The organism is Kineococcus mangrovi, from assembly GCF_041320705.1.
In the GTDB taxonomy this organism is placed as follows: domain Bacteria; phylum Actinomycetota; class Actinomycetes; order Actinomycetales; family Kineococcaceae; genus Kineococcus; species Kineococcus mangrovi.
On sequence record NZ_JBGGTQ010000014.1, the window covers coordinates 1 to 19,528 of the forward strand.

Annotated in this window: 16 protein-coding genes and 2 pseudogenes; 10 read left to right on the plus strand and 8 right to left on the minus strand. The window is 73.5% G+C overall.

Annotation, left to right across the window (positions count from 1 at the left end):
• Positions 1-447: 447 nt before the first annotated feature.
• Positions 448-1,011: a DUF8836 family protein gene (locus AB2L28_RS20765; protein WP_490054864.1), complete on the minus strand. Its 564-nt coding sequence runs from the start codon at positions 1,009-1,011 to the stop codon at positions 448-450.
• A gap of 227 nt (positions 1,012-1,238) precedes the next feature.
• On the opposite strand from AB2L28_RS20765, the gene AB2L28_RS20435 reads away from it, so the two are divergent.
• Both AB2L28_RS20435 and AB2L28_RS20440 read left to right on the plus strand, forming a co-directional pair.
• Complete coding sequence (locus AB2L28_RS20435) at positions 1,239-2,696, plus strand: ATP-binding protein (RefSeq protein ID WP_370720843.1); 1,458 nt, start codon at positions 1,239-1,241, stop codon at positions 2,694-2,696.
• A gap of 58 nt (positions 2,697-2,754) precedes the next feature.
• Positions 2,755-3,303: pseudogene (locus AB2L28_RS20440) on the plus strand (PIN domain-containing protein); the annotation flags it as partial.
• A 143-nt stretch (positions 3,304-3,446) separates the two neighbouring features.
• On the opposite strand, the pseudogene AB2L28_RS20445 reads toward AB2L28_RS20440, so the two are convergent.
• A pseudogene (locus AB2L28_RS20445) lies at positions 3,447-3,818 on the minus strand (very short patch repair endonuclease); the annotation flags it as partial.
• A 249-nt stretch (positions 3,819-4,067) separates the two neighbouring features.
• Between AB2L28_RS20445 and AB2L28_RS20450 the strand changes: the two are divergent.
• The 4 genes from AB2L28_RS20450 (at position 4,068) to AB2L28_RS20465 (ending at position 8,994) form a co-directional block, all read left to right on the plus strand.
• Positions 4,068-5,456, plus strand: coding sequence for an ADP-ribosylglycohydrolase family protein (locus AB2L28_RS20450; RefSeq protein WP_370720844.1), 1,389 nt, complete (start codon positions 4,068-4,070; stop codon positions 5,454-5,456).
• Positions 5,457-6,512, plus strand: a complete 1,056-nt coding sequence (locus tag AB2L28_RS20455) for an HNH endonuclease (protein WP_370720845.1) — start codon at positions 5,457-5,459, stop codon at positions 6,510-6,512. It abuts the gene before it with no gap.
• 18 nt (positions 6,513-6,530) lie between these two features.
• Positions 6,531-7,994 carry an IS1096 element passenger TnpR family protein gene (locus AB2L28_RS20460; RefSeq protein WP_370720846.1) on the plus strand — a complete coding sequence of 488 codons (1,464 nt, stop codon included), beginning with the start codon at positions 6,531-6,533 and terminating at the stop codon, positions 7,992-7,994.
• A 79-nt stretch (positions 7,995-8,073) separates the two neighbouring features.
• Positions 8,074-8,994, plus strand: a complete 921-nt coding sequence (locus AB2L28_RS20465) for a nuclease-related domain-containing protein (RefSeq protein ID WP_370720847.1) — start codon at positions 8,074-8,076, stop codon at positions 8,992-8,994.
• On the opposite strand, the gene AB2L28_RS20470 is transcribed toward AB2L28_RS20465, so the two are convergent.
• The 4 genes from AB2L28_RS20470 to AB2L28_RS20485 form a co-directional block, all read right to left on the minus strand.
• Positions 8,957-9,613 (minus strand): exonuclease domain-containing protein, encoded by a 657-nt coding sequence (locus tag AB2L28_RS20470; protein ID WP_370720848.1) that lies wholly within the window; start codon positions 9,611-9,613, stop codon positions 8,957-8,959. The two genes, AB2L28_RS20465 and AB2L28_RS20470, sit on opposite strands and share 38 nt — an antisense overlap.
• A gap of 163 nt (positions 9,614-9,776) precedes the next feature.
• Positions 9,777-10,868, minus strand: a complete 1,092-nt coding sequence (locus AB2L28_RS20475) for a diguanylate cyclase domain-containing protein (protein WP_370720849.1) — start codon at positions 10,866-10,868, stop codon at positions 9,777-9,779.
• A gap of 137 nt (positions 10,869-11,005) precedes the next feature.
• Positions 11,006-11,926 carry a DUF808 domain-containing protein gene (locus AB2L28_RS20480; RefSeq protein WP_370720850.1) on the minus strand — a complete coding sequence of 307 codons (921 nt, stop codon included), beginning with the start codon at positions 11,924-11,926 and terminating at the stop codon, positions 11,006-11,008.
• Between the two features lie 59 nt (positions 11,927-11,985).
• Positions 11,986-13,458 carry an AAA-type ATPase lid domain-containing protein gene (locus AB2L28_RS20485; RefSeq protein WP_370720851.1) on the minus strand — a complete coding sequence of 491 codons (1,473 nt, stop codon included), beginning with the start codon at positions 13,456-13,458 and terminating at the stop codon, positions 11,986-11,988.
• 161 nt (positions 13,459-13,619) lie between these two features.
• On the opposite strand from AB2L28_RS20485, the gene AB2L28_RS20490 reads away from it, so the two are divergent.
• From AB2L28_RS20490 to AB2L28_RS20500, 3 genes are read left to right on the plus strand one after another with little or no spacing between them, the layout of a single operon-like run.
• The gene (locus AB2L28_RS20490; protein ID WP_370720855.1) at positions 13,620-14,645 is read left to right on the plus strand and encodes an amidohydrolase family protein; all 1,026 of its coding nucleotides are present in this window, start codon (positions 13,620-13,622) and stop codon (positions 14,643-14,645) included.
• Positions 14,645-15,466, plus strand: coding sequence for an iron-sulfur cluster assembly protein (locus AB2L28_RS20495; RefSeq protein WP_370720856.1), 822 nt, complete (start codon positions 14,645-14,647; stop codon positions 15,464-15,466). Before AB2L28_RS20490 ends, AB2L28_RS20495 begins: the two co-directional genes overlap by 1 nt.
• A 5-nt stretch (positions 15,467-15,471) precedes the next feature.
• Positions 15,472-16,497: an NAD(P)-dependent alcohol dehydrogenase gene (locus tag AB2L28_RS20500; protein ID WP_370720857.1), complete on the plus strand. Its 1,026-nt coding sequence runs from the start codon at positions 15,472-15,474 to the stop codon at positions 16,495-16,497.
• A 247-nt stretch (positions 16,498-16,744) separates the two neighbouring features.
• Here AB2L28_RS20500 and AB2L28_RS20505 read toward each other — a convergent pair whose 3' ends face one another.
• Together AB2L28_RS20505 and AB2L28_RS20510 are read right to left on the minus strand one after the other, a co-directional pair.
• Positions 16,745-17,770, minus strand: coding sequence for an ADP-ribosylglycohydrolase family protein (locus AB2L28_RS20505; RefSeq protein ID WP_370720852.1), 1,026 nt, complete (start codon positions 17,768-17,770; stop codon positions 16,745-16,747).
• A gap of 76 nt (positions 17,771-17,846) precedes the next feature.
• Positions 17,847-18,263 carry a WXG100 family type VII secretion target gene (locus AB2L28_RS20510; RefSeq protein WP_370720853.1) on the minus strand — a complete coding sequence of 139 codons (417 nt, stop codon included), beginning with the start codon at positions 18,261-18,263 and terminating at the stop codon, positions 17,847-17,849.
• Between the two features lie 34 nt (positions 18,264-18,297).
• Here AB2L28_RS20510 and AB2L28_RS20515 point away from each other — a divergent pair, with 34 nt between their 5' ends.
• Positions 18,298-19,353, plus strand: coding sequence for an LLM class flavin-dependent oxidoreductase (locus AB2L28_RS20515; protein ID WP_370720858.1), 1,056 nt, complete (start codon positions 18,298-18,300; stop codon positions 19,351-19,353).
• Positions 19,354-19,528: the final 175 nt, after the last annotated feature.

The following is a 19,528-nucleotide window of genomic DNA, read 5'->3' on the forward strand; positions in this document are numbered from 1 at the left end:
GTTCTCAAGAACCGGACGCACCCACCCCGACCACACCCCCGAAACGAGGGCCAGCGGAAGAGGGGCAACTTTCCCACCTTAACCAGCAACCAGGCCAAACCTCAACCCAGCCCCAGCACAGGCAGCTTCCGGCGCCACCACTCCAGGCGCGGATCACCCTCAGCCATAAGCTCCAGGTTTTCCGCCCCGCTCGGGGCGACATGAAGAACAGTACGCCGCGACGGCGGTCAGCTCCAAATCGTGGCGCTGCCTGACCTCACTTCTACTGCGCCGCAAGGCAAAAGCTCACCACAGGGCGTTACCGCCGGGTCTCGGCTGCAACACCTCACGAGGAGCTCGCCGCGGCCGGTCGTTCAACGACCTCGGGCCCACGGTGACTACACGTCGCGACGTGGGCACGACATCGCGGAGGTCCACGACGAGGTCGCCTGCGAGCGCCGGGCGCGCTCAGTTCGAGCGTGTGGCGCGCCGGCTCCTCCCCTCTCCCCCAGTGCGACGGCCGGGAGATGAGGCGCTGACTCGCAGCGTTTCGTCGTCCTCGAAGTCGGTGCGGGGCGAGGGGTGTTCGACAAGGGCGATGACGCGGGTGGCCATGAACCGGGCCGTGCGTACGGGGGTGCCGCCGCGGGTGACCTCGGTGACCTCGACCAGTCCGCGCCCGTCCGTCACGTCGACCCGGCAACCCACGCGGGTCGCCACGACCTCGTAGGTGCGGGTATCACCACTGGCGTCGATGACGATGACGTTCTTGTCGTGGTCGAAGACGACCCTGCGGCCGACGTACAGCGGCTCCTCACGGCCCTGGTCGATGCGGCCGAAGACCAGCTGCCCCTGGTTCTTGGACTCGCGCAGGATGGCCAGGGCCCGCTGCATGGTCCGGCGCGCCGTGCGGTCACCGGCCCGGTAGTCCGCGAAGTTCTGCTCCGCGGAGGCCAAGCCGAGGTCCAGCGAACGGTAGGCCCCCTCGACGTACGCCTGCTCGGCGTCGAGGTCCGGGTGCACCGCGGTCATCGTTGATCTCCTGTCCACTGCCTGTACCGCTCCTCATGGTGACACCGGGTGACGACACGCAGAATGGAAATCACCCGTCGGACGGGGCGACGGCCCTCGAAGGGGGGCCACGGCGGCGGCGTCCATGACTGACACCCTCGACCTCCCGCTACATAAGACCAGTAGCATGTAGCATGTAGCATGTAAATGTGGACTACCGAGGCATCCTCCCTCCAGCGCAAGTTCTCGTGGAAGCTCTGCGCCGCCACGGGGAGACCGTGGACCTGGAGGCCAAGGCGGCCGCGGGCGGGCTCCCGAAGAGCCTGCCGCCCACCCTCAGTGCCTTCGCCAACGGTCGGGGTGGGCACGTGGTCCTCGGAGTCGACGAGTCTTTCGACTTCGCTCCCGCCTCCGGCTTCGACGCCGCCCGTACGGCGCGACTGCTCGACGAGGTGGCCGCGCGCGAGCTGTCCCCACCCCTGCGGCTCGACATCCGCATCGACGAGGTCGACGGAGCTCAGGTGGTGGTCGCGAAGGTTCCCGAACTCACCGCGGCGGCCAAGCCGTGCTTCGTGGTCAGCCGCGGAGAACGATCGGGGTCTTTCACCCGCTCGCACGAGGGTGACCGGGTCCTCACCGACTACGAGTCCCGGCTGCTGCGCGACAACCGTGGCCAACCCCGCCACGACGTCGCCCCGACCGATGCCGGGCTCACCGATCTCGACGACGGCGCCGTGCAGGACCTGTTGCGTCGGGTCCGACGACGCCAGCCGCGGATCTTCCGTAACGCCCCGGACGAGCAAGTACTGCGGCAGCTCAACGTCCTCGTCCCCGCGAACGGGCAGCTCGCGGTCAGCCTGGCCGGTCTGATCACCCTGGGGATCTACCCGCAGCAGTTCCTCCCCCAGGTGTACGTCTCCTTCGTCAACGTCCCCGGGACCACAAAGGGCGACGGGCCAGCAGGTGGGCCGCGATTCCTGGACAGCCAAACCCTCACGGGGCCGCTGCCCACGGTGGTGGAGGACACCGTGGCCGCCGTGCTGCGGAACTCGGCCGTCGCGGCGCAGGTCGAGGGGGTGGGGCGTACCGACCGGTACGAGTTCCCGCCCGAAGTGGTGCGCGAGGCCGTCGTCAACGCGCTGATGCACCGCGACTACGGACCCCACGGCCTCGGGACCCAGGTGCAGGTCGAGATGTACCCGGACCGGCTCGACGTCCTCAGCCCCGGCGGTCTCTTCGGACCGGTGACGAGCGAGGACCTCGGAGAACTGTCCTCCAGCCGCAACAGCCGGTTGGCGTTGCTGCTGGCCGACGTGGCCCTGCCCGGCACGGACCGGGTGGTCTGCGAGAACCGCGGCAGCGGGATCGGTGTCATGCGCACCGTCATGGCGCGTGAAGGCCGCCCCGCCCCCGAGTTCAACGCCTCGCTCGTCCGGTTCCGCACCACGTTGCGCCGCGGTCGCATCACCGGGGTACGACCAGCACCATCCACTACCTCCTCCCCCGTCAAGGGGGAGCGCCTCGGGACACTGGTGGCGCTGCTGAGCGACGGCGCCGAGCACCACGCCGGGGACCTGGCCGACGCCCTCGGCATCGGCCGGGCGATGGTGAACCGCTACCTCAACGAACTCATCGACGAGGGCACGGTGGAGCCGACGGCGCCGCCCCGCGACCGACGGCGTCGGTACCGGTTGGTTCGGCGTTGACGGATCCTGCTGCACTCGAACCCGGCTGTCGACCCCCGCGTGGTCAGCAGACGGTCAGATGCCCGCCTGGTCCTCGCCGCAGTTCACCGCGGTCGAGGAGGGACACCGCCACGTCGACCTCGGCCCGCACCGCAGGAAGCTGCACACCCCTGGACCGACGTTCCAGCTCTCCTCGCCGACTCGCACCGCTGCAGCGCTTCATCCCCACGGACACGCTGCGGCACCTCTTCGACGACCTCGCTCCGCTCTCTCCCGAGGACCACGCGGAGTGGAAGCGCGATGTCCGGGACACCTTCGACGACGAGCTCGACGACCCGTACGACCGCGCCCCTCAGTGGGACGGAGAGCCGACGACAAAGTGACCACCTACCTCCTCGACGCGAAAGCGCTCATCGACGACGTCTGGCCGGAGGGTGACGTGGCGGTCTCCGAGCTCACCCTCGCCGAGCTGCCCACCGGTGTCCACGCCGCCTCGGAAGGGTCCCTCCGCGCGGCCCGGCGGGTCCGCTTCGACCGGCTCCGCTCCCCCTTCGACCCGCTGCCCGTCACCGTGAGCGTCCTGGACGCCTACGCCGACCTCGAGGCCGCCGAGATCGCCGCCGGCCGCAAGCCCCCGCGCCGCCGGATCGATCTGCTGATCGCGGCGGCGGTGCGCAGCACCGGGCGGGACGGGGACACGACGGCGGACTCCCTCGACGACGACGCCGCCAGCGTAGGGACCGGCCGCGGCCGGCGTGGGGGTTTCCGGCGGGCGTGCACGACCCCGTGCACGCGGTCGGCCGCCGCGCGCGGGTCCTCGTGCTCCCACACCCGCACCACGTGCCACCCCGCCGCCGCGAGCGCCGCGTCGGTGTCGCGGTCCCGGGCAGTGATGCTGGCGAGCTTCACCCGCCACCAGTCCGCGTTGGCCTTCGGGCGGTGGACGTGCACGGGGCAGGAGTGCCAGAAGCAGCCGTCCACGAAGACCGCGACGCGGGCGCCGCGGAACACGAGATCGGCGCGACGGCGGCGGTTCGTGCCGGGCGGGGTGGTGTCGACGAGGTAGCGCAGCCCGCGGCGGTGCAGTTCACGGCGCAGCGTGAGCTCGGGGCGGGTGTCCCGGCGGCCGGTGCGGCGCATCATCCTGGCGACGGCGGTGGTCGAGGCGGGTGGGGCGGGGCCGGGTTCCTCCCACGCGCTCACGGCCGCACCGTACGGGGAGCGGCGGGGCGGATCGACCGTCGTCCACAGGGGTCATGTCGTCGGTGCACGGCACCACGGACCTCTGAACGCTACTTTCTGGCGGACTTCTACGCTCCCATCTGGCGACACGCTCGCCCCCCTCCGTCACGGCTGGCTAGGGTCGAACCACCTACCACCGAGGAGGCCACCGTGGACCGCCGGCACCGGGTGGTGGGCGCTCTCGTCGGCTCGGCCATCGGCGACGCGCTCGGCGCGCCGTTCGAGTTCGGCCCGCCGGACGCGTTCAGCGCCCGCTTCCCCACCGCCGCGCGCGGCGTGCGCACGGAGATGTGCGGGGGCGGGTCGCTGGGGTGGGAGCCGGGGGAGTTCACCGACGACACGCAGATGGCGCTGCTGCTGGCGCAGTCCCTCGTCACGCACCGCGGGCTGGACGGGGCGGACGTCTTCGACCGCTTCCGGACGTGGGCGCAGGCGGGGCCGCCGGACATCGGGGTCCAGACCTCCGCGGTCCTGCTGTCGGGCCTGCCGTGGGACGCGGCGGCGGCCGAGCACGTCCGCGCGGGGCACCGGGCGGCGGGCAACGGCTCCCTCATGCGCGCGACGCCGGCGGCGTTGTTCTTCGCCGGCGCGGGGCGGGAGGCGACGGTGGACGCGGCGCGGCGGCAGAGCGCCCTCACCCACGGCGACCCGGCCGCCGGGGAGGGGTGCGCGGTCTTCCACGAGGCGGTGCGCGCGCTGCTGGAAGACCGCGACGTCGACGCGGCGGTCGCGGAGACGCTGCCGCTCATCGCTGAGCCGCACCGCGAGAAGTGGGCCCGCACGTGCCACCGGGACTGGACCCCCGACCGGGCGACGGAGTCGAACGGGGCGGTGTGGCCGACGCTGGGCTCGGCGCTGTGGGCGCTGCGGAACTCGCGCACCTTCGAGGAGGCGCTGCGCCTGGTCCTCGACCTCGGCGGGGACACCGACACCGTCGCGTGCGTCACCGGTGCGCTCGCCGGGGCGCGGGCGGGCATCACCGGCATCCCGGTCCGCTGGACGTCGCTCGTCCACGGGCGGATCCCGGGGTTCGGTGACCGCGTGTGGGAGCTGCGGGACCTGCAGCACCTGGCCGCCCAGCTCGACGGCCACGTCGGGGACCTGTACGAACCCACGCCGAGCCGCGGCCTGGAACCGGTCGAGGTCGCCGACGGGGTGTGGGCCGCCGATCTCGACGGCGCCCGCGGCAGCGACCGGGACCTCGCGGTCGTCTCGTTGTGCCGCACCGGGGGAGGCTTCGGGCACGACGTCCAGCGCTTCGCCCACCTCACCGACGACGACACGAACACCGAACTCGTCACCGTCCTCGACGACGTCCTGGCCGACATCGCGGCGCTGCGCGCCGACGGGAAACGGGTCCTCGTGCACTGCCACGCCGGCGCGTCCCGCACGGGCCTCGTCCTGCGCGCGTGGCTGGTCCGCACGCAGGGGTTGTCGGCGCGCGAGGCGACCGACCGGGTCGCGTCCGTGTGGCCGCACCTCAGCGAGCACAACTCCTCGTTCACCGCCGCCCTGGACGAGTTCGCGCGGCGGCCGTAGGTGGACGCGCTCGACCTCGGTGCCCGCCTCGCTCAACTGCTGGCGACGGGGCGGCGCGTGTCCACCTACAAGCTCGCGACGCTCGACGCGCTGCTGCAGCACTGCCTGGAGAACCCGGTCGACGAGCACGAAGGGCTGCGGGTGCCGATCCCGGCGCTCGCCGAACGGGTCGTCGAGGCGTACTGGCCGCAGGTCCGGGTGTACGGCGAGCACGGAGTGCTGCGGCAGAACGAGCAGTCCCGGACGGGAACCGTGACCCTGCTGGACACGGTCGCCCGGGCGCGGACCGTCGCGGAGGCCTGCGGCAGGGGCAGCGTCACCCGGTGGCGGACGGACGATCCCGCCGCGTGGGTCCGCACCCGACGGTCCGTGGCCCACACGCTGGCGCAGCAGTCCCTGTTCGCCCTGCAGCGGACCGGAGGACGATCTCCACGGGCCGCGTTCCTGTACGACGACTCCTGGCTGAGCAAGAAGGTCACCGTCGCCGAGCTCGACGCCCACGACTGGGCTGTCGACCTCTTCCCCGGCGTCCCCACGGCCCTGGCCCGCGTCTCCCCGCTCCTGCAGCCCGTCGTGCAGCAGTGGTGGGTCGACGACGTCCAGCGCCACAACGCCGCCGAGCTCGACCTCCCCGACCTGCACGCCTTCCTCTTCGGCGCCGACCGCGCGGCCGTCGCCCGGCTCGCACCGGGGTTGCGGGAGTTCCAGGAGAACCGCTGCTTCTACTGCGACCAGCGGCTGGGCGCGCGCGTGCACGTCGACCACGTCCTGCCGTGGTCGCGCGTCCCCCTCGACGGGGTGCGCAACCTCGTGGCCGTCGACCCGCGCTGCAACGGCGACAAGCTCGCCACCCTGCCTGCGGTGCAGCACGTCCGCGACCTCCTGGCCCGCCCGGAGGCGGACCTGCAGGCCCTGGCCGCCCCGTTGCGCTGGCCCGTCGACACCGACCGGGTGCGGGGCGCGGCGACCGGGATGTACCGGGCGGCGACGGCGGGCTCACCGCTGTGGCGGGCGCCGGGCCTCTACGACTTCTTCGACGGCCACCTCCCCTGGTGAGGTGCGTACCCTGCCGCCATGCCCCGTCGCCCGGACGCCCCCGCTCCCGGCTCCTTCGGCCCCTCGGTCCTGCACGCGTCCTTCGACCGGGCACGGCCGGACCCGGCGGTCGCCGAACCGCGCGAGGAGACCGTCACGTTCCGACTCCGCGTGTCCCTCGACGACGTCGACCCGCCGGTCTGGCGGCGCCTGGACGTGGCGTCCGACCTGACGCTCGACGACGTCCACGACGCGCTGCAGCTGGCGATGGGCTGGACGAACTCGCACCTGCACGGCTTCCGCCGGTTCGACGCCGGCTCCGGGGAGTTCGACACGCCCTTCCTCACGAGTTTCGAGGTCGCCGAGGGCGAGGACGGGGTGGACGAGGCCACCGTCCGCCTCGACCAGGTGCTCTTCGCACCGGGCGACCGGCTGGAGTACGCGTACGACTTCGGTGACGGCTGGGGCCACACCGTCCTGCTCGAGGCCGAGCTCCCCCACCCCGAGGTCGCGCCGGGCGTCGTGTGCACCGACGGGGCGCGCGCCTGCCCGCCGGAGGACTGCGGCGGGCCGTGGGGTTACCAGCAGGTCCTCGACCTCGCCCGCGACCGGCAGGAGGGACGGCCCGTCCCCGTGGACCTGCAGCACCTCCTCGACGCCTACCCCGACCTCGACCCCGAGCACTTCTCGGTCGAGGAGACCAACGAGGCCATCGCGGCCGGCCCGGTCCTGCCCGAACCCGGCGGCGGCCACGGGCTCGACACGACGGGTTTCCCCGCGGAACTGGCGGACGTGGTGCGGCGGCTGCCCGCCGGTACGGCCCACACGCTGCACGACCTCGTGCGCCGAGCCCTCCCGCACGGCAACCTGACCGCCGCGCCGTCCTCGGCCGACCAGGACGGTCTGCTGCACGACGTCCTGTGGGTGCTGGACCGCGTCGGGGACGAGGGGCTGCCGCTGACGAGCGCGGGCTACCTCAAGCCCGTCGACGTCCGCGCGGCGTTCGAGGCGTTCGACCTCGACGCGGAGTGGATCGGTGCCGGCAACCGCGAGGTCCAGACGCTGCCGGTCCTGGAGTTCCGGGGACTCCTCCGGTCGTTCGGACTCGTCCGCACGTACCGCGGCCGGCTGCTGCTGACGAAGCTCGGCCGGCAGTTGCGGGGTGACCAGGCGCGGCTGCTCGCGCACCTCGCCGCCGGCCTCCCGGTGGGGAAACAGGAACACGAGCGGCTGCCGCAGCTCCTCGTGCTGCTGGCCGTCGCCGCGGGCCGGTCACCGGAGGCGCACGAGGCGTGGACGTTCGCCGCGGCGGTGCTGGACGACCTGGGGTGGCGGCTGCCGGAGCGCCGGCTGGTCTGGCACGACGCGATCGGGCCGGCCGCTCCGACGACCACGCTGCTGCGTCGGCTGGGCCTGCCGCCGGTGCTGGGCCTGCGCGAGGACCCACCGCCACCAGGCCCGGCCCTGGTCGCGTTCGCCCGGACCGCCCTGACCACGCGGTGACGCCTGCCCCTCACCCGCCGCGCACCCACCCGGGTGATCTTCCTCAGCTCCCCCCGGCCCGGCCGCCGAAGCACCAGGGGTGGGCATCGCGGGAGGTGGAGCGGAGGAGCAGGCGCGACGCGCGAGCGCGCGCGTGGACCGGCTGCGCCGCGAACTGACCGCCGCCGAGCTCCGCGAGCAGCTCGCCGCAGCGGAACGCGCCCAGCACGCCTGGTCGGCCGGCGCGGAGGGCGAGCGCCTCGTCGCGCAGACGCTGGCGGAGCTGGAACGGCACGGGTGGCGGGTGCTGCACGACGTCCACTGGCCGGGCCGGAGGTTCGCGAACCTCGACCACGTGGCGGTCGGTCCGGGTGGGGTCGTCGTGGTGGACGCGAAGAAGTGGTCCGGGAACGTCACCGTGGACGACGGTCACCTGCGCCAGAACGGGTACCGGCGCGAGAAGGAGCTGGACGGGGTGGCGCGGGCGACGGCGGCCGTCGCGGCGCTCCTGCCGCCCCGGTACCGGTCCGCGGCGCGCGGTGTCCTGTGCCTGGTGGACCAGCCGTTCCGACCGACCCGCACCCGCTCGGGGGTGCGGGTCGTGGGCCGCGCGCACCTCGTGGGGCACCTGCGCTCCCTCGACGGGACGTTGACCCCGGCCGAGGTCGAGGAGCTGGCGCAGTTCCTGCGCGAGCAGCTGGACGGCGCGCGCAGCCCGGACCTCACCACGACCGCGGCGGTCGACACCACGACGTCGCCGCGGCACGAACCGTCGGCACGGGCCCGTCGAGCCCCGGCACGGCGGCCGGTGTCGCGCCGCCCACCGGCCCGCCGCCGGCCACGGACGGTGCGGTCGACCCGCGAGAACGCGCTGGCGGTGCTGCTGGCGCTGGTCGTGCTGTTCGTCGGGTCGATGCTGCTCACGTACTTCCTGGCCGGGGTCGTGGCGCCGGCGCTGTTCACGCGCTTCGTGGCCGGGATCCTCAGCGGAACCGTCGCAGCACCCGGCGCAGGCGGCTGAGGAGGCGGGGCAGGAACCCGCGGGGTGCGAACCGCACCAGGGGGAGGTCCACCTTCGCGCGCTGGGCGAGGGTGAGTTCCTCCCGCAGCACCTCCACGAGCACGCGGGTGTCGTCGGCGGCGTCGTGGGCGCGCAGCTGCGCGATGCCCCAGTGCGCGGCGAGCGTGGACAGCTTGAGGTTCTCCACCGGCAGCTGGAGCCGCTGTGCGAGCTTCCACGTGCAGAGGCGTTCCCGGCTCGGCAGCCGAACCCCTGCGGCGGACATCTCGGCGTCGAGGAACTTCCAGTCGAACCCGGCGTTGTGGGCGACGAACACGCGGCCGGTGAGGAGTTCGGCCACGACGGGCGCGATGTCGGCGAACACCGGGGCGCCGGCGAGACGTTCGCGCGTGATGCCGTGGACGTGGACGGGACCGGGGTCGCGCCGGGGGTCGACGAGGGTGGACCAGGACCGCTCGACGACACCCCGGGGGTCCACCAGGCAGACGGCGACCTGCACGACCCGGTCGCCCGCTTCGGGGCGCAGACCCGTCGTCTCGACGTCCAGGACGGCGTACCGGTGCCGGTACCGCCGGGCGACCGTCCGCGGGAGCGGTGGGGTGGGGTCGAGCGCTGTCACGGGTCTCTCCTCGCTGTGGAACGGGGAGACCATCGCAGACGGGTCCGACACGGCACCCGCGCCCGCGCGTGTTCGACCCCCTCGAACACCTCGGCGCGCGGTGGCCGTGCCCCGGCGCCGCCGGTCGACCCGCACGGTGGCGTCGGGCGCGCACCCGAGCCCGTCAGTCGGCGGGCGCCACCCGGCGACGGTGGTGGACCTTCTCGGCGTACATCGCCGCGTCCGCGCGGCGCAGCAGGTCCTCGAAGGTGACCGGTTCGAGGCTCAGGGCGGTGCCGACGCTGGCGGAGACGCGGACCAGGGTGCCGTCGAGGTCGAACGGGGCCCGCAGGGCGGTGGCGGCACGGGCGGCCACGTCCGCCACGACCGCGGCGTCCCCCGTGGCCAGCAGCACGACGAACTCGTCACCACCGAGCCGGCCCAGACCGTCCTCCGGGCGCAGCAGCGCGGCGAGACGGTCCGCGGCCAGCCGCAGCAGCAGGTCACCGGCGGCGTGACCGTACCGGTCGTTGACGGGTTTGAAGTGGTCGAGGTCCACGTAGAGCACCCCCACCGCGTCGGTCCGGCACCGGGTGAGGTGCTCCTGCAGCCCGGCGCGGTTGAGCCGCCCCGACAGGGAGTCGTGGGTGGCGGCGTGCAGGAGCGCGTCGTGCCGGCTGCGCCGCTCGAGGTCCAGCGCGGCGCTCTCGGTCTCCCGCTGCGCGGTGAGCAGAGCGACGTTGCCGATCGTGAGCAGGGACAGCACGACCGTGATGACGGTGGCCACCAGGTCCAGCGACCAGGGCAGGGCCGTGGGCAGCCAGCCGGTTCGCACCAGGACCTGCAGCGCCGTGCTCAGCGCCAGCGTCATCGTCACGCAGGGTCGCCAGGCCCGCGACCCGCTCCACTGCAGGTGGACGCAGGCGGTGAGGGCGGCGAAGGCGGGGAAGAGGAAGGACATCCCGGTCGGCGCGACGGTCGCGGCGAAGACCGCGCCGGCGATCGTGAGCCGGAGCCAGACGCGGTTGTCCAGGCGACCGCCACCGATCCACCGCTGCACCGGGTCCACCCGCAGCAGCAGGGCCACCGGCCAACCGAGCACCTGCGTCCACCAGGGTGACAGCACGGCCTCCTCGGGCAGCACCCACCAGACCAGGCCCGACAGGACGGCGGTGCCCACGACGGCGCCGGCGAGGGGCGCACCCCTGGAGAGCGGACTCCCCGCGACGGGCCCGACACGGCGACGGCCGTTGATCTCGCGCGCACCGCCCGCCACACCGCCTCCAGAGCTCGACCCGTCGTGGCCCGGGACCCGTCTCGCCCCCAGGGACCATCGGTGCCGGTCGCAGCGCGCTCGATCCGGCGAACGAGTGAGCAGCCCCTCTCCCGGTCGGCGCGGTGCCGCGCCGGGGGTCAGTGCGCCGCGCGGCGGCTCCGGACCAGCGTCACGACGAGGACGACCACGGCACCCACGACGAGCCCGAGGACCGCGCTGCACGCCGTGTCGACGAGCCAGCCCAGCACCCCGCCGACCCCGGCGACGCCGTGGACGGCCCCCTCGAGGTGGTGCACGACGTCGTGGAGGCCGTGGAACCCGAGCTCGTCGGTGCCGACGAGCAGGATGTGGCCGCCGACCCAGAGCATCGCGGCGGTGCCGACGACGGTGAGGACCGTCAGCAGCTTCGGCATGGCGGCCACCAGGCCGCGGCCGAACCGCGCGACACCGGCCGACGGGCGTTCGGCGAGCGCCAGGCCGACGTCGTCCATCTTGACGATGAGCCCGACGGCTCCGTAGACGAGCAGCGTGATCGCGACGCCGACGGCGACGAGGATGACGAGGCGGGACCAGAAGGGCTGGTCGGTGACCTCGTTGAGGGAGATGACCATGATCTCCGCGGACAGGATGAGATCGGTCCGGATCGCGCCGGACACGATCGTCTGCTCGTCCTTCGGGCCGTCGTCGTGGCCGTGGCCGTGCCCGGACACCTTGGCCCACACCTTCTCCGCGCCCTCGAAGGCGAGGTAGGCGCCGCCGAGCATGAGGATCGGGGTGAGGAGGAAGTCCGCGAACTGACTGAGCAGCAGGATCACCGGCAGGATGATCAGCAGCTTGTTCCGCAGCGAGCCGACCGCGATGCGTCGGACGATCGGCAACTCCCTCGCGGGTGACAGCCCGCGCACGTACTGCGGGGTGACGGCCGCGTCGTCGACGACGACCCCGGCGGCCTTCGCGCCGGCCCGGGCCGCGGCGGCCCCGACGTCGTCCATCGAGGCGGCCGCCGCCCGCGCGATGAGCGCGACGTCGTCGAGCAGGGCCACGAGTCCACCGGCCACGGCGTGTTCCTCCCAGGGTGCGTCGGGTGCCCTCCCAGGTTGTCACGCGGGGCCGGGACCTACCGCGGGATGCGCAGGTCGTACTGCGCCACCTTCCGGTACACCGTCGCGCGGCTCGTGCCGAGCTCGGCGGCCGCCTGCTTCACCGTCATCCCCGGGGTCGTGAGGACGCGGACGATCTCGTCGCGCTCGAGCGCCTCGAGTCGGGAGAGGCGGTGCCCGGAGCCGCTGAACACCTCCGGGGGCAGGTGCCGGGTGTCGATCGTGTCCGCCTGCAGCGCAGCGCGGCGCACGACCCGGTGCAGCTGGTCGACGTTCCCCGGCCACGGGCACGTCTCCAGGGCGCGGGCGGCCGCGGGGGTGATGTCGAGGTCACGGCCCCGCGTCTGCCGCACGACGTGGTGGGCCAGCGGCAGCACGTCACCGGGCCGGTCGCGCAGCGCGCGCACGGGCACGACGGCGTCGACGAGCCCGGCCAGCGGTGCGGGCACCTCGGCCAGGTCCTCGGCGGTGAGGACGACGGGCAGCCCCGGCCGGGCGGCGCGGGCCGCGACGACGAGCTTGCGCAGCTCCTCCGCCGCTCGCGCGGGCAGGGAGTCGACCTCACCGACGACGACGGAGGTGTCGGCCTTGCCGAGCTCGGGCGCCCACAGCGCGAGCCACGCGTCGAGGTCCTGCGGGGCCGGCGGGCTCGCGGACAGGATGCGGTCGCGGGGCCGGGCACGGCGCACCGCCTGCGCGAGCAGCGTGGACCGGCCGGTCCCCCGCTCCCCCACCGCGATCACGACGCGACCGGCGCGGACGGCGGTCTCGGCGCGCTGCACCGCGTCCCGCCACACCGCCGAGAGCGGCTGGACGCTGCCGCTGCCCGGTTCGAGGGTCCCGGCCCGCACGTGGAACACCTCACCGCGCGGGGCGGGGCGCGGTGAGCGCCCCCGCGAGCGGGCCAGCATCAGGGCCGACGTCGCGCCCGCGGCGGACTGCGCCAGGGCGAGCAGCAGCCTGCCGGGTTGCTCGGCCCACGTCGTGATGTTGACGCTGCCCTCCAGGCGCCCGCTCACGGGGTCCAGGACGGGCACGGCCGCGCACGTGTACCCGGCCAGGCTCGTGGAGTAGTGCTCCTGGGCCCGGACGACCGACGGCAGCCGGTCGGCCAGGGCGAGGCCGAGACCGCTCGTGCCGGCCTCGCGCTCGGAGAACGCGAACCCCGGGGCGAGGTGGACGGCGTCGAGGCTGCGCAGCAGCGACGTGTCCCCCGACAGGCGGTTCAGCACGAGGCCCTCGGCGTCGGTGAGCATGAGGCCGAGGGGTTCGTCGACGAGCGTGCGGTGCAGGTCGGTGAGCACCTCCCGGCCGCACTCGAAGAACAGCGACTCCCGCTCCCAGGTGCCGGAGAAGACGGGTTCGACGGCCTCGGTGGGCACGCCGTACTCGCTGCTGCGCCGCCAGGACGCGACCACCCGGTCCCCCACCGGCACCCCGGCGCGCAGCGGGTGCGGATCGGGACGTCGTCCAGGAGCTCCCTCGCCCACGGCCTCCCCCTCCCTCGGGTGCGACCACGGTACGTCCGGCGACCGCGACAGGACAGACCTCGGCGTCTCAAAGTGAGACACGGGGGACGCCCGCGGGAGCCGACTCCTGCCTACCGTCGTGCCAACGCACCGCCCCGTCACCGGAGATGGAGAGCAGCAGCATGTACACCAAGGACGGCGAGAAGTACTTCATCCTCGACGCGCACATCGCCCTGTGGGACGCGCGACCGGAGAACCAGCGCAACGTCCACGGCAAGCAGTTCATCGACTGCTTCTACGACTACCACCGCAACCTCAGCCCGGCCTCGGAGCTGTGGCCGTACGAGGAGTACCTGTACCAGGGCGGCGAACGCCTCGTGAGGGACCTGTTCCAGGACGGCTACGTCGACCACGCGATCTTCCAGCCGGCCCGGCTGGGGGAGTTCTACGTCAACGGGTTCGGTCAGACGAAGGAGGCGTTCGAGCTCGCCTCGGCCAACCCCGACAAGCTCACCTACAACCACTACTTCGACCCGCGCGACGGCGAGCGGGGACTGGACCGCCTGCGCCGGGACGCGCAGGAGATGCACCTCAAGGGCGTCAAGCTCTACACGGCGGACTGGCACGGCGACTCCCGCGGCTACAAGCTCAGCGACCCCTGGACGTACAGGTACCTCGAAGTGTGCCGCGAGGTCGGGATCAAGAACGTCCACGTGCACAAGGGACCCACGATCCGGCCGCTGGACCGCGACGCGTTCGACGTCGCCGACGTGGACCACGTCGCGACCGACTTCACGGACCTGAACTTCGTGGTGGAGCACTGCGGGCTGCCGCGCCTGGAGGACTTCTGCTGGATCGCCACGCAGGAACCGAACGTGTACGCCGGCCTCGCGGTCGCGATGCCGTTCATCCACACCCGGCCGCGCTACTTCGCGCAGATCATCGGCGAACTCCTCTACTGGCTCGACGAGAACCGGATCTTCTTCTCCAGCGACTACGCGCTGTGGACGCCGAAGTGGCTCGTCGAGACGTTCGTGGACTTCCAGATCCCCGAGGACATGAGCGAGTACGCGCCGCTGACGACGGACCAGAAGAAGAAGATCCTCGGCCTGAACGCCGCCGCGGTCTACGACATCCCCGTGCCGGCCGAGCTGCAGGTCGCGAACCCGCCGCAGCACGCCGAGCCGCAGGCCGTGGCGGTGGCGTGATGACCGCCGTCCTGCCCGACCTCCACGACGACCTGCGCGACAGGGCCTTCCAGGCGCTGTCCCAGGTCCTGGACCCCGAGCTCGACGAACCGATCACCGACCTGGGGTTCGTCCGCTCGCTCACGGTCGAGGAGGCGGACGTGGTGGTGCACCTGCGCCTGCCCACGTCCTTCTGCTCGCCGAACTTCGCCTACCTCATGGCCTCGGACGCCAAGGACGTGCTGAACGACCTGCCGTGGGTGCGGCGCGTCGTCGTCGAGCTCGACGACCACCACGACTCGGGCCTCATCAACGCGGGCCTCGCCGCCGACGCCGGGTACCGCGGGACGTTCCGGCACGAGGCCGAGCAGGACCTGGACGAGCTGCGCCTGACGTTCCGCCGCAAGGCGCACACGGCGGCGGTGGAACGTGCGCTGACGACGTTGCTGCGTTCCGACGCCGACCGTCGCGAGGAGGACCTCGGGGACGTCACGCTGGCCGACCTGCGCGACGAGCGGACCAGGGACGCCCTGCTGCGGCGGCGCGAGGCCCTCGGCCTGAGCACCGACCCGTCGGCGCCCGTCCTCGTCGACGACCACGGCACCCCGTACCCGCGCGAGGAGGTCCCGTCGCGGTTGCGCCGGGCCCGGTCGACGCGCATCTCCATCGACGGGAACGCGCACTTCTGCCGCGGCCTGCTCGCCACCCGCTACCCGGGGTCGGAAGCCGACCAGGCGTTCCGGCCCGAGGGGTCCGAACCCGCCGACCTGCGCGGGCACCACCCCCTGCTGCCCCTCGCCGTCGTCACCGGCGCCGCCACCAGTCCCAGGGAGTCCGCGTGAGCACCATGCGAGCCGTCCGCGTCACCGGGTACCACCAGAAGCTCGAGATGCGGGACGTCCCCGTCCCCGAGGTCACCGGCCCGCTCGACGTGATCGTCAAGATCGGCGGCGCCGGGGTGTGCCGCACGGACCTGCACATCCTCGAGGGCCAGTGGGCCGAGAAGTCCGGCGTCAGGCTGCCGTACACGATCGGGCACGAGAACGCCGGCTGGGTCGCGGCCGTCGGGTCGGCGGTCACCAACGTCGCCGAGGGGGACACGGTCATCCTGCACCCGAACATCACGTGCGGGTTGTGCCGGGCGTGCCGGTCGGGTGACGACGTGCACTGCGCGAACAAGGTGTTCCCCGGCATCGACAGCGACGGCGGGTACGCCGAGTTCCTCAAGACGTCGGCGCGCAGCGTCGTGAAGATCGACGACAGCCTCGAACCGTCCGACGTCGCCGCGCTGGCCGACGCCGGCCTCACCGCTTACCACGCGGCGGCCAAGGCGGCCCGGCGTCTGCGGCCCGTCGACCGCGTCGTCGTCATCGGCGCCGGCGGACTCGGGCACATCGGCATCCAGGTCCTCGCCGCCACGACGGCGGCCGAGATCGTCGTCGTCGACCGCAACCCCGAGGCGGTGGAGCTCGCGGAGTCGATCGGCGCGCACCACGGGATCGTCGCCGACGGGTCGCACGTCGAGCAGGTCCTCGACCTCACCGGGGGGCACGGGGCCGAGGTCGTCGTCGACTTCGTGGGTGAGGGCGGGTCGACGGCCCAGGGGCTGAAGATGCTGCGCGAGGCCGGCGACTACCACGTCGTCGGGTACGGCGAGAACATCGACGTCCCCACGATCGACGTCATCTCCACCGAGATCAACATCATCGGCAACCTCGTCGGCTCCTACAACGACCTCACGGAACTCATGGCCCTGGCCGCGCGCGGCCTGGTGAAGCTGCACACCGTGAAGCACGCCCTCGACGACTTCCAGACGGCGCTCGACGACCTCGACGGCGGGCGGGTGCGCGGCCGCGCCATCCTCGTCCCCTGACCGGCTCCACGCTCTCCGTCGCCGCGTGCGGCCAGGGACGAGGAGGGGCGCGAGACCGGGGCGGCGGGGCCGGCGACGTGGGAAGCGCGACGTCGACGGCACGCGTGGCGAACCGCCCGTCCGCGAGGAGCACGTGCAGGGTGGCCGTCGAGTCGCCGGGAACGCCGGGGAGGAACGGCCGGGAACCGCTCCTCACGACCTCGTCGGGGGCGGTCCATCCGCGGTTGCCGCCCGTGGGGCGTGCGGGTCAGCCGAGTCCGTAGCGACGTCGCCAGTCCACCTCGACCCCGGCCGCCTCCTCGGCGCCGAGACCGTCGACGACCGCGAGGTCGCGCGCCAGCCGGTCGATGACGTAGGCGAGGTCGATGCGGGTGAGGACGGACTGCGGCAGCGCGTCGGCCCCGTGCGCGGCTCCGAGGAACGCGGCCGTCACCGCGCCGACCGCGTCGGGGTGACCCGCCGACCCGGCGAGGCCGAGGGCGGCGTCCACGTCCCCGGGGTGGCTCAGGACGCAGTACGTGGCCCCCCACAGGGCAGCCGCGGCGCTGCCGCCCGGCGCACCGCTGCGCAGGACGACGCCCGAGGTGGGAGCTTCCCGCGAGGCGCGCACGGCGTCGTCGACGACGGCGACGGCCGCGAAGTCCACGCCGAGCAGGACCGCGTCGCGCAACCCCGAGGCGATCGCCTCGACGGGGTCGCCCGTGCGGAGCGCGGCGGCGGCGAGGAGGACGGCGAGGGCCGTGGGGGCGAAGACGCGGAGCCCGTGGGTGAGGGCGGCCGAGTCGACGGCCGCGGTAACCGCCCGTCGGGCGTCCCGTTCGACGTGAGCGGCCAGGGGCAGGGCGCGGACGAGGGCGTGCCAGCCGTCAGCGGTCGTGACGGGGTCCGCGGGCGTACCGGCACCACCGGCCACGAGGGCGCGGAGGGTGTCCCGCGGGTCGCCCGCGGCCCGGCTCAGCAGGGTGACCTCGTCCAGCCAGGCCGTGCGGGCAGCGGGCACCTGCGTGCCCTGGCGGACCTGCGCCCAGCGACGGTAGGCCTCGAGCAGGTCGGCGCGCGGGTCGACCGGCTGCTGCGGGCGCGCCCTCAAAGCCGTCCGGATGCCGGCTGCCGCGGTGAAGCACGCCAGCTGGGCGGCGACCCCGTGCTGCAGGACCCCCGTCGGCGCGGGCCTGGCGGCGATGACCTCCCCGACGGCCAGCCCGTGCAGGAGGCCGCGGACGCGGCGGACCCGCAGCGGACTGCGCGCGGGGCTGGGGACCTCGGTGCTCACCTCCCAGTCGTCGGTCGCGCAGCCGCGGCGGACGAGGTCTCGGGCGGGGAACCACCCGGATGGCATCGGCCGGGGCTCACGGAGGCTGCACGAGGTGGCCGTCCGCCGCCTCGTACTGCCCGCCCGCCGCGGCGACCTGGTCGCCCAACTGCTCGAGCCCGGCCGCCGCCTCCGCGGCCGCCTGCGCCAACGTGTCGAAGAGGGCCCGTGCCGCCGTGCTGGCTCGGCCGACGGCCCACGCACCACTGGTGTCCGCAGCCGATCGCAGGGCTCCCGCGTGGGCGCTCACCGGCGACGAGCGGGGTCGGGTGGCAGCTGCCAGTGACGCCAACTCCTCGGTCACCACGCCGTAACGCACGTCTCTCCCCCCGGTCCGGTCCGACGGGACGACGGTAGCGCTGCCGGAGGTCGACCGGCCGGAGCCGTCCACAGCCGGACGGGACCCGTGACCTGACGTTGCCGTTCGGTGGCGAGCCGCAGTACCGTCGACCATTGGTATTTGAAGCTACTAGCACTTGGTGGTCGACATGGGCATGGCGGGCGGACGGCGGCGGCTCGAGCTGGGCTTCCTCACCTTCGTGGCGGACGAGGGGTCCGGTGGCGCCGGCCGGGCGCTGCGCGACGGGCTCGCCCTCGTGCGGCACGCGGAGGAGCTGGGGTACGACTCGGCCTGGGTGCGGGTCCGTCACCACGAGCCCTACCTGTCGTCACCGATGACGTTCTTCGCCGCCGCCTCGCAGGTGACACGACGCATCGCCCTGGGGACGGGGGTGATCCCCATGCGGTACGAGGACCCGCTGCGTCTCGCCGAGGACGCGGCGACGGTCGACCTGCTGTCCGGTGGGCGGCTCGAGCTGGGGCTCAGCAACGGCATCGCCCCCCTGGCGACGACGCTCGACGTCGTCCACGGCACCTCGGCCCGTGGTTTCGCGGGGGAGGCTCAGCACCGCATCGACGTCCTCCGGCGGGCGATCGCCGGCGAACCCGTGGCGCGGGCCGCCGCGCAGTACATGGGGATCCCCGCCGGCGGGGACCTCACGGTCACCCCGCACGCCCCCGGCCTCGCGGACCGGCTCTGGTACGGGGCCGGGAGCGAGGCGACGGCCGTCCGGACGGGCCAGCAGGGTTTCGACCTGCAGGTCTCCACCCTCAACACCGAGGAGACGGGCGAACCGTTCGACGTCGTCCAGGCGCGTCAGATCCGCAGCTACCGCAAGGCCTTCGCCGATGCCGGTCACGCGGGGCGCCGTGACGCCCGCGCCTCCGCGGGGCGCATCGTGCTGCCGTTCCTCTCGGCCCAGGACGCCGAGGACCACCGCTCCTTCCTCGACGGTTACGCATCCGGCATGACGTCCGACGGCCGGCCCACAGGCGACGCACCCTTCCCGGTGCGGTACAGCGCGGCTCTCAGCGGTGACCCCGACCGCATCGTCGAGGTGCTGAAGGCAGACGAAGTCGTGGAGGAGACGAACGGTCTCGTGATCGTCCTTCCCGCGGAAGGCTCCCCCGAGGCCCACCGGCGCGTGCTCACGGCGGTCGCCGAGCACGTGGCACCCCACCTGGGCTGGACACCCGCGAGCTGACCGCTGGGGGGTGCTTCCCCCGCTCGCGGGACCCCCGGGAACGCAGAAGAGGGGAGCAGCACCACCCGCAGGCGGTGCCACTCCCCTCAACCACGTACTCACTCACCAAAGATGAGTGGCCGGCGGTGTCCTACTCTCCCACCCAGTCTCCCGAGCAGTACCATCAGCGCTGGCG

Bases quoted from the DNA above. Each gene is read 5' to 3' on its own strand.
- AB2L28_RS20765 (WP_490054864.1), bottom strand. From the start codon at position 1,011: ATGACCGCGGTGCACCCGGACCTCGACGCCGAGCAGGCGTACGTCGAG.
- AB2L28_RS20515 (WP_370720858.1), top strand. From the start codon at position 18,298: ATGGGCATGGCGGGCGGACGGCGGCGGCTCGAGCTGGGCTTCCTCACC.
- AB2L28_RS20510 (WP_370720853.1), bottom strand. From the start codon at position 18,263: ATGGTCGACGGTACTGCGGCTCGCCACCGAACGGCAACGTCAGGTCAC.
- AB2L28_RS20490 (WP_370720855.1), top strand. From the start codon at position 13,620: ATGTACACCAAGGACGGCGAGAAGTACTTCATCCTCGACGCGCACATC.
- AB2L28_RS20495 (WP_370720856.1), top strand. From the start codon at position 14,645: ATGACCGCCGTCCTGCCCGACCTCCACGACGACCTGCGCGACAGGGCC.
- AB2L28_RS20460 (WP_370720846.1), top strand. From the start codon at position 6,531: ATGCCCCGTCGCCCGGACGCCCCCGCTCCCGGCTCCTTCGGCCCCTCG.
- AB2L28_RS20500 (WP_370720857.1), top strand. From the start codon at position 15,472: ATGCGAGCCGTCCGCGTCACCGGGTACCACCAGAAGCTCGAGATGCGG.